At 65.5% G+C, this 13,587-nt stretch carries 12 protein-coding genes; 8 read left to right on the top strand and 4 right to left on the bottom strand.

Features of this window, described 5'->3' with window-relative positions:
- Nucleotides 1-3 precede the first annotated feature (3 nt).
- Nucleotides 4-534 carry a hypothetical protein gene (locus tag J7I79_RS15950; RefSeq protein WP_214954812.1) on the top strand — a complete coding sequence of 177 codons (531 nt, stop codon included), beginning with the start codon at nucleotides 4-6 and terminating at the stop codon, nucleotides 532-534.
- Complete coding sequence (locus tag J7I79_RS15945) at nucleotides 531-1,625, top strand: polyprenyl synthetase family protein (protein ID WP_214954810.1); 1,095 nt, start codon at nucleotides 531-533, stop codon at nucleotides 1,623-1,625. The genes J7I79_RS15950 and J7I79_RS15945 overlap by 4 nt, the downstream gene beginning before the upstream one ends.
- A gap of 54 nt (nucleotides 1,626-1,679) precedes the next feature.
- Here J7I79_RS15945 and J7I79_RS15940 read toward each other — a convergent pair whose 3' ends face one another.
- A complete protein-coding gene (locus J7I79_RS15940) occupies nucleotides 1,680-2,033 on the bottom strand; it encodes an Rv2175c family DNA-binding protein (RefSeq protein WP_214954808.1) in 354 nt (117 codons plus the stop codon).
- Between the two features lie 246 nt (nucleotides 2,034-2,279).
- Here J7I79_RS15940 and J7I79_RS15935 point away from each other — a divergent pair, with 246 nt between their 5' ends.
- Nucleotides 2,280-3,638: a lytic transglycosylase domain-containing protein gene (locus J7I79_RS15935; RefSeq protein WP_214954806.1), complete on the top strand. Its 1,359-nt coding sequence runs from the start codon at nucleotides 2,280-2,282 to the stop codon at nucleotides 3,636-3,638.
- 102 nt (nucleotides 3,639-3,740) lie between these two features.
- On the top strand, nucleotides 3,741-5,861 hold the full coding sequence (gene pknB / locus J7I79_RS15930; RefSeq protein ID WP_214954804.1) for a Stk1 family PASTA domain-containing Ser/Thr kinase: 2,121 nt from the start codon (nucleotides 3,741-3,743) through the stop codon (nucleotides 5,859-5,861).
- 71 nt (nucleotides 5,862-5,932) lie between these two features.
- Here pknB and J7I79_RS15925 read toward each other — a convergent pair whose 3' ends face one another.
- Together J7I79_RS15925 and J7I79_RS15920 are read right to left on the bottom strand one after the other, a co-directional pair.
- A complete protein-coding gene (locus J7I79_RS15925; RefSeq protein WP_214954802.1) occupies nucleotides 5,933-7,324 on the bottom strand; it encodes a class II 3-deoxy-7-phosphoheptulonate synthase in 1,392 nt (463 codons plus the stop codon).
- Between the two features lie 106 nt (nucleotides 7,325-7,430).
- Nucleotides 7,431-8,174, bottom strand: a complete 744-nt coding sequence (locus tag J7I79_RS15920) for a 1-acyl-sn-glycerol-3-phosphate acyltransferase (RefSeq protein ID WP_214954801.1) — start codon at nucleotides 8,172-8,174, stop codon at nucleotides 7,431-7,433.
- 111 nt (nucleotides 8,175-8,285) lie between these two features.
- On the opposite strand from J7I79_RS15920, the gene J7I79_RS15915 reads away from it, so the two are divergent.
- The 3 genes from J7I79_RS15915 to J7I79_RS15905 are packed head-to-tail and all read left to right on the top strand — an operon-like array spanning nucleotide 8,286 to nucleotide 10,389.
- Nucleotides 8,286-9,074, top strand: coding sequence for a carboxylesterase (locus J7I79_RS15915; RefSeq protein ID WP_214954799.1), 789 nt, complete (start codon nucleotides 8,286-8,288; stop codon nucleotides 9,072-9,074).
- The gene (locus tag J7I79_RS15910) at nucleotides 9,071-9,865 is read left to right on the top strand and encodes a carboxylesterase (RefSeq protein ID WP_214954797.1); all 795 of its coding nucleotides are present in this window, start codon (nucleotides 9,071-9,073) and stop codon (nucleotides 9,863-9,865) included. The genes J7I79_RS15915 and J7I79_RS15910 overlap by 4 nt, the downstream gene beginning before the upstream one ends.
- A complete protein-coding gene (locus J7I79_RS15905; protein WP_214954795.1) occupies nucleotides 9,865-10,389 on the top strand; it encodes a hypothetical protein in 525 nt (174 codons plus the stop codon). Before J7I79_RS15910 ends, J7I79_RS15905 begins: the two co-directional genes overlap by 1 nt.
- A 3-nt stretch (nucleotides 10,390-10,392) precedes the next feature.
- Here the strand turns inward: J7I79_RS15905 and J7I79_RS15900 are convergent, their stop codons facing one another.
- Nucleotides 10,393-11,484 carry an ROK family glucokinase gene (locus J7I79_RS15900; RefSeq protein WP_214954793.1) on the bottom strand — a complete coding sequence of 364 codons (1,092 nt, stop codon included), beginning with the start codon at nucleotides 11,482-11,484 and terminating at the stop codon, nucleotides 10,393-10,395.
- 225 nt (nucleotides 11,485-11,709) lie between these two features.
- Between J7I79_RS15900 and J7I79_RS15895 the strand changes: the two genes are divergently transcribed.
- Nucleotides 11,710-13,548, top strand: a complete 1,839-nt coding sequence (locus tag J7I79_RS15895; protein WP_214954791.1) for a long-chain fatty acid--CoA ligase — start codon at nucleotides 11,710-11,712, stop codon at nucleotides 13,546-13,548.
- Nucleotides 13,549-13,587 lie beyond the last annotated feature (39 nt).

Genomic DNA, 13,587 nt, shown 5'->3' with positions numbered 1-13,587 from the left:
TCTGTGAAGGTAATTGGAAAGCTCAAGCCTGCGGGCTGTGCCGTGATCATGGCCGGCGCCGTGCTGGCCCTGGCGGCATGCACCCCGGCCGATCCCGGCGCCAAGGCCTCGGGGACGGCCAGCGCTTCAGCTTCCGTCACTGAACAGGCATCCACCACTGCACCGGCGAGCCCTTCGGCGTCACCCGGAACCACAGCAACCGTCGGCGCGCTCGTCTCCGGCTTCCCGGAAAAACTGCTGCCGGTCATGCCCGGGTCAAAGGTGGTCTCGAGCAGCTTCGACAAGACGTCCACTCCGGCGACCGCAGCCCTGGTGGGAAGCATCACCTCCCCGGCTGCCGCCGTCGTGGCTTTCTATACGAAGGAGCTGGAAGCCCAGGGCTTCAAGGCTGTTCCCGGGGAGAATGTGGGCGCAGTGGCGTCAAAGGACTTCCTCCGTGGTGACAACGAAACCGTGAACATAGCAGTGGTGGAGACCGGCGGGGTCTCCACGTTCACGATTGGCGCCAACGTCGCAGCCGAGTCCGACAAGTGACGGTCGCGGAGCAGCTGCGCCTCGAGCAGACAGCGTTCGTGGCCGCCGTCGCCGGCAAGCTCAACGACTTCCTGGCCACCCGCCAATCCGTGATGTCCGCCATATCCCAGGACATCGATCCGCTGATGGGCTCCATCTCCAATCTGGTCACCGGAGGCAAACGGCTGCGGGCACTCATGTGCTACTGGGGCTGGCGCGGTGCCGGCGGGGATGCGGCGGCCACCGAGGTGATCACTGCGGGATCGGCGCTGGAGCTGTTCCAGGCGGCGGCACTGATCCACGATGACATCATTGACCGTTCGGACACACGGCGCGGAGGCCCCAGTGTGCACCGCCGCTTCAGCCAGCTGCATGAAGCCCAGGGCTGGGCCCTGGACAGTGAACGCTTCGGTCATGCCGCCGCCATCCTGACCGGGGACTTGTGCCTCTCGTTCAGCGAGGAGACGTTCACGGACATCGGCGAGGCGGCGGCTTCGGGAAGCCAGGCACGGCTGATCTTTAACCTGATGCGGGCAGAAGTGATGGCGGGCCAGTACCTGGACATTCTGGAAGAGGTCGCGGGACCCATGCGCGACCGCGCCGGAGCGGTCAGCCGCGCCCAGTCCATCATCCGGTTCAAGTCGGCAAAATATTCCACAGAGCACCCGCTTGCCCTGGGCGGTGCGCTTGCAGGCGCCTCCGATGAACTGCTCCGCGGCTACTCGGCGTTTGCCCTGCCCCTCGGCGAAGCCTTCCAGCTCCGGGACGACGTCCTGGGAGTATTCGGCGATCCCGTCACGACCGGCAAGCCCGCGGGCGATGATCTCCGGGAAGGCAAGCGCACGGTCCTGGTGGCCTTCGCCCTCGACCAGGCGGCACCGGAAGAATCCCGTTTCCTTGACGCCAAGCTCGGAAGCCCGGACCTCTCGGATGCGGACGTGGAGGAAATCCGGCGCATCATTGTGGACTGCGGGGCACTCCAGGCAACTGAAGTACTGATTGAGGAATTCGGTCGTGCAGCATTCACGGAACTCGACCTGCTGCCGCTGGAAGACCTGCCCAAGACGGCCTTGCGGAGGCTGGCCGAGGCAACCGTCAGCCGCGCCGCCTGAATTCAGCGGCGCGGCCCGGCGCTCATCGGGACTTAGCGGGGATCCTGGAGAGTACTACCAGGCGAGGGACTGTGCCCTGCGGCGGATTTCCGTCTTGCGGCCTTCACGCAGTGCGTCAATAGGCCGGCCCCGCAGCGATTCATCCGGAGTGAAAAGCCACGTAATCAGTTCCTCATCGGAGTAGCCGGCATCCGACAGGACGACGATGGTCCCCTTGAGGCTTTCCACCGGATGGCCGTCCTGCATAAAGTCGACGGGCACCGAGCGGATTCGACGGTCGCCGACCCTGAGCGCGACCAGCGCCTTTTCGTCCAGCAATCCATGGACCTTAGTGATGGAAACGTTCATCAATTCTGCAACGTCGGGCAGCGGCAGCCATTCGCCTACAAGGCTTTCTACAGTACTCACGGAACAAGATTGCCACGGAAGCGCTATTGCGCCTAGTCAGCGGGAAGCGGCGGCCTGAACCGGCAAACCGACACTCCGAAAAAAGGCATATGGACAATGCCCGACAATTCTTGTGCTAATCGGTAATTCGTGAGAGATTCACATAGATCACATTTGCACCAACACTAACTTTAGTAACACTAGTATCATTCGTAACACAGGCCTGCCTGACCGACAGCACTCGCCGCTGAGAAGAGGATCATCCCCATGACGACGCCCCGATCGCCAAAGCAGCACCCCAGGCCGAGCCTGCCTGTGATTGCGGCAACTACGGCCGCCCTCCCGGCAGTCGTCCTGTCCTCACTGGCCATGGCCCAGCCCGCAACGGCCGAATCCCGCCCGCGGACCGTGCCCGCAACGCTCGCTGCGGCCATGCAGGCCCAGGAAGCGGCACTGAAGTCAGGCGTCATCCCTGCGGCGTCGGTTTCCACGTCCCTTCCCAGCTCCCTGCGCCCCGCCCAGCCCGCGGCGCAGGGCGAGTACACCATTGCGCGCGGCGACACCATCAGCAGCATCGCGGGCCGCTACGGCCTGGACACCTACGCGGTCCTGAAGCTGAACAACCTGCAGCCGAACTCCGTCATCTATCCGGGGCAGAAGATCAAGCTGACCGGTTCGGCTGCGGCCCCCTCCACCCCCGCGGCCAAGCCTGCTGCCCCCGCGGCAGCCACAGCCAGCACCGGCGGCAGCGTCTACACCGTCAAATCCGGCGACACCCTGGGCGCCATCGCCGCACGGCACGGCGTCAAGCTGTCGGAAGTGTTGAGCTGGAACGGCCTCAACGTGAGCTCCATCATCTACCCGGGACAGAAGGTCAAGATCGGCAGCGGCCAGTCCGCGGCCCCGGCACCGGCCGCCAACCCCGCACCGGCTCCGGCGCAGGCCCCGGCACCGGCCGCCAGTTCCGGCTCCTACACGGTCAAGTCCGGCGACACGCTGTCCGCCATTGCCGCAAAACACGGCGTCAAGCTGTCAGACATCCTGTCCGCGAACAAGCTGACCATGTCCAGCATGATCTACCCGGGGAACAAGCTAGTCATCCCCGGAGCCTCGATCCAGCCCGCCGCCAGCGTCACTCCCCTGGTGCCGGGTTCGTTCCTAGGGTTCACCTACCCCGCGGCTGTGGTCTCGTCCGCCAACCAGAACAAGGCCCTGCTCAACGCATCCCCCGTGCCCAGCCGGGAACAGATGAAGTCGATCGTCGCGGACACCGCACGGCGGATGGGCGTGGATCCCTCGCTCGCCCTGGCGTTCGCGTACCAAGAGTCCGGTTTCGACCAGCGCGCCGTTTCACCGGCCAACGCGATTGGCACCATGCAGGTCATCCCGACGTCGGGCGAATGGGCATCAGACCTGGTGGGCCGCAAGCTGAACCTGCTCGATCCGTATGACAATGCAACGGCGGGGGTGGCCATCATCCGCCAGCTGATCAGCACCAGCAAGGACATGGACCACGCCATCGCCGGGTACTACCAGGGCCAGTACTCGGTCAGCAAGTACGGCATGTACGAAGACACCAAGTCCTACGTCGCTGCGATCAAGGCACACAAGAAGAACTTCAGCTGATCCGTTCCGGCACGCGTCAAAGGCGTGCCGGGTGGGTAACGATACGGGTCCGGATTGCATGTCGATTCGGGCCCGTTTCCGTGTAGCACTTAGGATCGTAGGGTGCAGGAAAAAGTGTCGGACTCCCTCGTTGGAACGCTGGTGGACAACCGTTACCGGGTCCAGTCCAGACTGGCGCGCGGCGGAATGTCCACCGTTTACCTCGCAACGGACCAGCGGCTCGAGCGCGACGTTGCACTGAAGGTCCTTCATCCGCACCTGGTGAACGACGGTAACTTCCTGGACAGGCTGGGCCGGGAAGCCAAGGCCGCGGCCAAGCTGTCCCACCCTCATGTCGTTGGCGTCCTGGACCAAGGCTCCGACGGACCGACCGCCTATCTGGTGATGGAGTACATCAAGGGCCACACCCTCCGCGACGTGATCAGGGAGAAAGGCGCGCTGTCTCCCCGCCTTGCCCTGGCCCTGATCGACCCCGTGGTGGAAGGGCTGGGGTCGGCCCACGCAGCCGGCCTGATCCACCGGGACATCAAACCGGAAAATGTCCTGATCGCCGATGACGGGCGCATCAAACTGGGTGACTTCGGCCTGGCCCGGGCGGTCACCACCTCAACGAGCACAGGAGCCCTGATCGGCACGGTGGCATACCTGTCGCCGGAGCTGGTGCTTGGCAGGACGGCGGATGCCCGCAGCGACATCTACTCGGTGGGCATCATGCTGTACGAAATGATCACGGGCAAGCAGCCGTTCGACGGCGAAGTCCCCATCCAGGTGGCCTACCAACACGTGAATTCCTCGGTGGAAGCCCCTTCGGCCAACGTGCCGGGGCTGGCTGCCGAAGTGGACGAGCTGGTGCAGTGGTGCACGGCGAGGGACCCCGAGCAGCGCCCGGTGGACGGCAACGCGCTCCTGTCGGAGCTAAGGCACATCCGTACCAACCTCACCGATGCGGAACTGGATCTTCAGCCACCGGCCGCGATCGCCGCCGTCGCCCATTCACCGGCCGGGCTGCGCCCGCCTGCACACCCGCCTAGCGGGTCGCCGCCCACGGCACATCAGGACCAAACAGAGGTCCTGTCCGCCGGACAGCATCCAACAGAAATCATCTCGCGCCAGAGCAATCCCACCACGGTACTCTCGTCGTCACCGCGGCACCCGGGCCAGTTCGGTGCCCTGGCGGCCCCGGCTGAGCCGGAAGCCACTTTCGGGGATGCCGAGGACGAACCGGACATCGCGTCCCCGATGAGCAAACGGGCACAGCGCAAGCTTGACCGCGACGCGGCGAGGGCGCAGTCAAAGGCAGCGTCAACGCCGGTCCGGTCGCTCCGCGAAGGCAACCCCCGCCGTCGGGGCCTCCTCTGGATCATCATCCTGGTGATCGCGGCGCTGCTGGCAACGGGCGCAGGCTGGTTCTTCGGTATGGGGCCCGGCTCCCCCGGGACGATTCCCCGGGTCGCCAACAAGACAGTGGCGGAAGCCCAGCAGCTGCTGGGGACCGCCGGATTCCAGTCCACCACCAAGGATGTTTTCGACGACGACATCCGGGCCGGGCTCGTGGTGGGCACCGAACCTGAGGCGGGGCGGGAAATCCGCAAGTTCCAGCCGGTATCACTCTTCGTTTCCAAAGGTCCCCAGCTGTTTCCCCTGCCCGGAATGAGCGGCAAGTCCCTGGACGAGGCAAAGAACGAGCTCAACGGCGCCGAGATGGCGCTGGGCACCGTAACCGAGACCTTCAGCGAAACTGAGCCCGCAGGCACCGTCCTTGCCCAGGATCCTGCGGCCGGCACTCCCGCCCGGCGCGGTACGCCCGTCAGCCTGACCGTCTCCAAGGGACCCGAGCCCATACCTGTGCCTGACGTGCGCGGGCAGGAGCAGGGTGCCGCGGTCAAAGCGATTGAGGCCGCCGGCCTGAAGGCCGTCATCTCGCCCGAAACGGTCAACGACAAGAAGGTCCCCAAGGGTGCTGTAGTAGCCCAGGAGCCGTCTTCCGGCGCACTGACGCGCGGCGAGTCCGTTACGCTCACGGTGTCCAAGGGCCCCAAGCTCGTGGATGTCCCCAGCTACATCGGTAAACAGGCCAATGATGCCCGCAAGGCGCTGGAGAAGCTCGGCTTCGAAGTCCGGGTGAACAACATCCTGGGCGGCTTCTTTGGAACAGTGCGGGACCAGGATCCGGTGAACACCCAGGTGCCTGAGGGCTCCGTCGTAACCCTCACCGTCGTCTAGTTCCACCCACGAAAAAGCTCCGCCCGGCTGGTGAAGCCGGGCGGAGCTTTTTTCTGTCAACCGGTGCGGGGTCAGCGCTTGGACAGTGCCCCTGCGACGAGGAAGGCCATTTCCAGGGACTGCATGTGGTTCAGGCGCGGATCGCAGACCGATTCGTAGCGGTCCAGGAATGCTTCCTGGTCGATGGGGTCGGCGCCGCCGAGGCACTCTGCGACGTCGTCACCCGTCATCTCGACGTGCAGGCCGCCCGGAATGGTGCCCAGCGAGTGGTGGACCTCGAAGAAGCCGCGCACTTCGTCAATGACGTCGTCGAAGTTGCGCGTCTTGTAGCCGTTGGGCGAGGTGACCGTGTTCCCGTGCATGGGATCGGTAACCCAGAGGACCTGCGCGCCGGAGGCGGTGACCTTTTCGACGATGGCGGGGAGCTTCTCGCGGATGTTGCCCGCGCCCATCCGGGTGATGAAGGTGAGCCGGCCCGGTTCGCGGTTCGGATCCAGCTTGTCGATCAGCCGCAGGGCGTCGTCGCCGGACGTCGAGGGGCCGAGCTTGACGCCGATCGGGTTGCGGACGCGGGAGAGGAAATCGACGTGGGCGTTGTCGAGCTCGCGGGTGCGTTCCCCGATCCAGAGGAAGTGCGCCGAGGTGTCGTACGGAAGTCCCGTGCGGGAGTCGATGCGGGTCAGTGCGCGTTCGTAGTCCAGCAGCAGCGCTTCGTGGCTGGCGTAGAACTCCACGCGCTTGAGGGCCTCGAAGTCCGCACCGCAGGACGCCATGAACTTGATGGCACGGTCGATGTCCCGCGCCAGCGACTCGTAGCGGGCGTGGGCCGGGTTTTCGGTGAAGCCCTTGTTCCACTGGTGCACCAGGCGGAGGTCCGCGAATCCGCCCTGGGTGAAGGCACGGATGAGGTTCAGCGTGGAGGCGGACGTGTGGTACGCCTTCAGCATCCGGCCGGCGTCGTGGGCGCGGGATTCCGGGGTGAAGTCGTAGCCGTTGACGATGTCGCCGCGGTAGGCGGGGAGCGTCACGCCGTCGCGCGTTTCGTCGTTGGAGGAGCGCGGCTTCGCGAACTGTCCGGCCATGCGGCCCATTTTGATGACGGGCATCGCCGCGCCGTAGGTGAGGACGACGGCCATCTGCAGGATGGTCTTGACCCGCGCGCTGATCTTGTCAGCGGTCGCTGCCTCGAACGTTTCCGCGCAGTCCCCGCCCTGGAGCAGGAAGGCCTTGCCTTGCGCAGCAGCGGCGAGCCGTTCACGCAGGATGTCCACTTCGCCGGCGAAGACAAGCGGCGGAAGGACGGAAAGTTCCTTCACGGACGCGTCAAAGACCTCTTTGTTTTGCCAGCTGGGCTGCTGGGAGACCGGCAGTTCCCGCCAGTGGTCCAGTCCCGGATAGTTGGCGGCACCGCTCTGGGCGGTACTGGTCAGCAGGGAGGCAGGTTTTGCAGATAGCTCAGTCACACTACAAGACTAGTTCCCGGATCCGGGTTTCCGCACCGTAACCGTCATTCGTCCCAAACAGGCGTCACAGAACCGGGGTACGGGAACAAGCGTCACTGAACCGGCGTCATGCTTTCCCGGGTTCCGCGGGGCCGCTGCCGCCGCCGGAACCGCCTGAGCCCTCAGTGGGTTTGCCCGCCAGCCGCAGTTTGACCACCGCCGCGTATTCGTCCACGTACTCCTGCCCGGACAGGCGCATGAGTTCGTACATGATTTCGTCCGTGACGGACCGCTGGATCAGGCGGTCTTCCTCCATGCCGTAATAGCGGCTGAAGTCCAGCGGTTCACCGAAGATCATGCCGATGCGCCGGATGCTCGGCATCCGTTTCCCGATGGGCTGGACCTTGTCCGTTCCGATCATTGCTACGGGGATCACCGGAACCCTGGCCTGTAGGGCGAGTTTCGCCACGCCGACCTTTCCTCGGTAAAGCCTCGAGTCGGGGCTTCGGGTTCCTTCCGGATAAATGCCAAGCAGCGAGCCGTGCGTGAGGACGTCCATTCCGGCGTTGAGCGAAGCGGCGGAGGCCGCTCCTCCGGAACGGTCCATGGGCAGCTGGTTCGTCAGCCGGAAAAAGAGGGCCGTCAGCCTGCCTTTGAGGCCCTTGCCGGTGAAGTACTCGGACTTCGCCAAAAAAATCACGGGGCGCGGCACCATAAGGGGCATAAAGATGGAGTCGGAGAAGGACAGATGGTTGGAAGCCAGGATGGCTGCGCCTTCGGCGGGGACGTTGTCGAGCCCCTTGACCCAGGGCCGGAACAGGAGCTTGAGCACCGGTCCCAGAACGAACGTCTTCATGAACCAATAAAACACGTGGCGTACCTCTCCGGAGGGCGTCTGACCGGCCCTCCGTCGGGTCCGGCCAGGCCTTCAATGCAACCCTACTCTAGTGAGATTTGTGGCGAAGAGTGACACGATGGGCATATGAGAGAAAGCAGCAAACCGTCGATGCCTGCCGCTTTCAGTTACCCCGGCCATGGCAGGAATGCCAGGATTGGCATTGCCATTTGCCACGGCTTCACCGGGAGTCCCCTCAGCGTCATGCCGTGGGCCCTGCACCTGGCCGAGCAGGGGTTTGCGGTCTCCGTCCCCCTCCTGCCCGGGCATGGGACCGACTGGCGCGAGCTGGCCCGTTCCGGCTGGCGGGAATGGGCCGGAGCCTTCGATGCCGCCTACGTTGAGCTGGCGGGCCGGACTGAGGCCTGCTACGTCGCAGGGCTGTCAATGGGAGGCGCCGTCGCCCTGCGGACGGCGTCCCGCCACCCCGTTGCCGGAGTGGCCGTGGTCAACCCCGGGCTCAGCTTCTACGACCGCAGGGTACGGATCATCGGCATCCTGAAGTACTTCCAGCGGACCACCCTGCCGATTGTGGAGGCCAACCCCACCGCGGCCACGACTGAGGATGGTGACTATTCACAGACACCGCTCGCTGCCGTCCACCAACTGAAGAAGCTGTTTGCTGCCGCCCGCCGCGGACTGCCGCGCGTGACCGCTCCGGTCCTGGTCTTAAAATCGGACAACGACGACGTTGTGCCGCCGTCGTCCCTGGCGATGATCAGGCGGCGGCTGGGGTCAGCCGACCTTGCCGTCATCCCGCTGCCAAACAGCGGACACGTCGCCACGCTGGACAACGATGCGCCGGTGATTTTCGAGAATTCGACCCGCTTTTTCCATGAGCACGCGCCGCACCACGTATCCTCGGAGACATCATGAGCATCGCCGCCGACCACAGCCCCTTTCGCAGCCCGTTTACCGGCGACGGCCCGTCGGTTGGCGTGGCCGTTTCCCATGGCTTCACCGGGAGCCCGCACGGCGTGCGGGCCTGGGCCCAATCCCTGGCCGACGCCGGCTTTGCCGTGCGGATGCCGCTCCTGCCAGGACACGGCACCAGCTGGCAGGAACTTGCGAGGACCCGCTGGCAGGACTGGCATGCCGCTTTCGACGCTGCCTACCTGGAGCTTGAGGCCGAATGCGACCACGTCTTCACGGCCGGCCTGTCCATGGGCGGGGCCCTCGCCCTGAGGGTGGCCGCCCGGCGTCCTGTGGCGGGGACAATCGTGGTCAACCCGGGCCTGGTCATCGACGATCCCCGCGCCCCCCTCGCCGGCATCCTGAAGCTGGTGATGAAAAGCACTCCCGCCATTGCGAACGACATCCTGAAGCCGGACATGGACGAGGGCGCCTACCCGCGGACACCGGTGGCGGCGGCCCACGAACTCAACAAGATGTTCAAGGACACCCTGCGGCTGCTGCCCCTGATCACCTCACCCGTGCGGGTGTTCCGCTCTACGGTCGACCATGTGGTGTCGGACTCCAGCATTGTGGCGCTGCGCCGTGGCCTCACCAACGCCCCGCTGGAGCTCAGCGCCTTGGAAAACAGCTACCACGTGGCCACCCTGGACAATGATGCCGAGGAGATTTTCCGCGGGACCGCGGAATTCATCCGCAGAGTGGTACCGGGACACGTGGACGCTACCCCCGCTAGCCCTGAAGGACACGGCTGATGACCAGATCCGACTCCAATTCCTCGGACCAGAGCGCGAACCAGGACGACGCCGTCTGGCTGGATCTGGTCTCGCGGCTCGAAGGCCGCGACCCGGAGGCTCCGGCCGGAGAGGGCAGCGCCCCGTCCAGACGGCCGTTCCGCGACTTCGATCCGCTGGGGCTGTCCGGCGCCGCCCCGACGGAGCCCTCGGCGTCGGAACGCCAGGCCGCTTCCCATGAACCGCTCCCCCACTCGGACCACGCGGCGGCGGGCACCGGGCCTCGGGACTATGAAGCGGACGACGACGACCCGTTCGTGCCCGAGGAACCGCCAAGCCTGGCCGGAACAAATCCCCTGACCATGCTGGCCTGGCTGGGGGCGGTGGGCGGACCCGTGGCCCTGGTGCTCGCCGCCATGTTTTGGCGGTCGGCGCCGCTGATGGCCATTTTGGGCATTGTCGCAGCGTTCGTCCTGTCAGTGATCTACCTGATCATGCAGCTGCCGCAGGAAAAGGACGATCACGACGACGGCGCCCGGGTTTAGCGTTTAGCCGTGCATCCGGCTGCTGACCCGCGACAGGTCCGCGGCGCCGATCAGTCCGGCGTTGGGCCCGAGTGCTGCCAGTGCAATCTCCGCCGCCGGCCGGAACCCGCGCCCGGTCAGGTTCCGGGCAAAGGCCTTGCGTGCCGGCGCCGCCAGCAGTTCTCCCGCATCGCAGAGGCCCCCGCCGATCACGAACTTTCCGGGATCCAGCGCGGCCGCGAGGTTGGCAAGGCCTAGGCCCAGCCACCCCCCGACGTCTTCCAGCAATTCCCTCGATGTGGGGTCCCCTGCCTTGGCCAGATCCGTCACGATGGCCCCGGTGATCCGGTCCACCTGCCCGTCCACGGCTCTCAGGAGTTCCTGCGCCACGGGTGAATTGGCAGCCGCAAGCTCACGGGCTTCGCGGCCCAGGGCGTTTCCGGACGCGTACTGTTCCCAGCAGCCGCGGTTTCCGCATTCGCACCGGTGCCCGCCGGGCATGATGATCTGGTGGCCGAACTCACCCGCGACGCCAAACCGTCCGCGTTCCACCCTGCCGTCCATCACCATGGCACCCCCGATCCCGGTGCCTAGTGTGATGCAGACGAGCCTGTTCTGTCCCTGCCCTGCACCGAAGCGCCACTCCGCCCACGCGGCAGCATCGGCGTCGTTGGTCAGCAGGACCGGCCGGCGCAGCAGGCGCTGGAGGTTTTCCCGCAGCGGTTCGTTGCGCCAGGCGAGGTGCGGGCTGAACAGCACCGTCCCGCCGTCGAGGTCCATCCAGCCGGCCGCGCCGATTCCCACCGACCAGATGCGGTGGCCGCGGCCCAATTCCTCCACGAGTTCCACGATCACCTGTTCCACTGCCCGGGGATCGTTTCCGGGCGTGGAACGCCTGGCCTGGCTGAGGATCCGGCCGTCGGCATCCACCACGCCGGCGGCAACCTTGGTTCCCCCGATGTCTACGCCGATCGCCAACCCCTTGCGGCCCAGCCGGAGGTGCTCGCGGAAGCTCTGGCTTGCAGAGAGCGAATCCTGCGCGGAAGGCTTCCTCCGCCGCCAGGCGGCTGTCCGTCGGTAGGGTCTGGGCAGGTCGCCGGGCGAAGGTGTGTGCATGGTTCCCCATTCTATTGCCCGGCCCCTGTTTTCCAGCGCTGCCGGCCATGCGCGAAACGCTCCCGTCAGGGCTCCAGGGATGGCTCCAGGCGGGCCGGACTGGCGGGATTCCTGCACTTAACCGTAAAGTTACTCGCCAGTAGGTTAATCAGAACACACCTCCGCAACGGGCGTACTAGTGTTAGCAGTACCCCCTGCGGGTCTATGGATAACAAAGGAGCTATCGTGCGCGAATTCAGTGTTCCGCCCTTGGTCAAAGTACCCCCGGAAACCAACATCACCGACCTGGTGCTACGGCAAGCCGCCAAGGCCTCGAACCCGTCCCTGTATTCGCGTCTCGATGCCGCCGGGCAGTGGCAGGATATTTCCGCCACCGACTTCCTCGCAGACGTCCGCGTCCTCGCCAAGGGCCTCATCGCCAGCGGCGTCGCAGCCGGGGACCGCGTTGGCATCATGTCCCGCACGCGGTACGAGTGGGCACTGGTGGACTTCGCCATCTGGTTCGCCGGCGGCATCTCCGTTCCCATCTACGAGACGTCCTCACCCACTCAGGTGGCCTGGAACCTGGGCGACTCTGGTGCAGTCGCCGCCTTTGGCGAGTCAGCGCACCACGAGGACATCATCCGGCAGGCCGCCACATCCGAAGGACTCTCTTCGCTTGCCCACGTCTGGCAGCTTGATGGTGCAGGCCTGGAGGAACTGCGCGCCGCCGGTACGGCCGTCAGCGACGAAGACCTGGAAGCACGCAGGAGCCTGGCTTCGCTCTCTGACGTCGCCACGATCATCTACACCTCGGGCACCACGGGCCGGCCCAAGGGCTGCGAACTGACGCACGGCAACTTCGTGGAGCTTTCCGAGAACGCCCTGGCCACTTCGCTGTCCGGTATCGTCCATGAGCAAGCCAGGACCATTATGTTCCTGCCGCTGGCCCACGTGTTCGCCCGCTTCATCTCGGTCCTGGCCGTGGCTGCCGGTGTCACCGTGGCCCACACGCCGGACATCAAGCACCTCCTGCCGGACCTGCAGAGCTATAAACCGACGTTTATCCTGGCGGTGCCGCGGGTGTTCGAAAAGGTCTACAACTCCGCCCTGACGAAGGCCGAGGACGGCGGCAAGGGGGCCATTTTCCACAAGGCGGCCGACACCGCCATCGCTTACTCGCGTGCCCGGCAGGCCGGCTCTGTGGGATTCGGCCTCAAGCTCCGGCATGCGCTCTTCGACAAGCTCGTCTACAGCAAGCTGCGCGCGGCCATGGGTGGCGAGGTGGCCCACGCCGTGTCCGGCGGCGGACCCCTGGGCGAACGCCTGGGGCACTTCTTCCAGGGCATCGGCATGCAGATCCTCGAAGGCTATGGCCTGACCGAAACCACGGCCCCGATCACGGTGAACACTCCCCAGCTGATCAGGATCGGAACGGTAGGTGCCCCGCTGCCCGGGAATGCGGTGAAGATAGCCGACGACGGCGAGATCCTCGCCAAGGGCGTCTGCGTAATGCGCGGCTACTACAAGCGTGACGACCTCGCGGCCGACACCTTCGTGGACGGCTGGTTCCGCACCGGCGACATCGGCCAAATGGACAGTGACGGCTTCCTGACCATCACGGGCCGCAAGAAGGAAATCATCGTAACGGCCAGCGGCAAGAACGTGGTGCCTGCCCTGCTGGAAGACCAGATCCGGGCTGACGCTCTCGTGTCGCAGGTCCTCGTGGTGGGAGACAACAGGCCGTTCATCGGCGCGTTGGTGACGTTGGACGAGGAAGCCCTGCCGGGTTGGCTGCAGCGCCACGGGCTGCCTGGCAGCACCACCCTTGCAGCAGCGGCGGACCATCCCGTGGTCAAGGCTGCAGTCCAGGACCTGATCACGCACGCCAACCAGTCCGTGTCCCAGGCCGAGGCCATCAAGTCGTTCCGGATCGTGCCGTCCGACTTCACCGAGGCATCCGGCCACCTGACCCCGTCAATGAAGGTCAAGCGGGCCCAGGTGATGAAGGACTTCGAATCGGTCATCGTGGACATGTACGCTGCACCCCGCCCGGCCCGTGCCGAGCCGTCAGGACAGCACTAGATCCAGCGCTAGCACTGGCTGCATATGACCGTCCCGGCG

It is taken from the genome of Arthrobacter sp. ISL-69 (assembly GCF_018613775.1).
Lineage (GTDB): Bacteria > Actinomycetota > Actinomycetes > Actinomycetales > Micrococcaceae > Arthrobacter.
The sequence above is the reverse complement of the archived record's forward strand: the minus strand, read 5'-3'. Positions and strand labels throughout refer to the sequence as shown.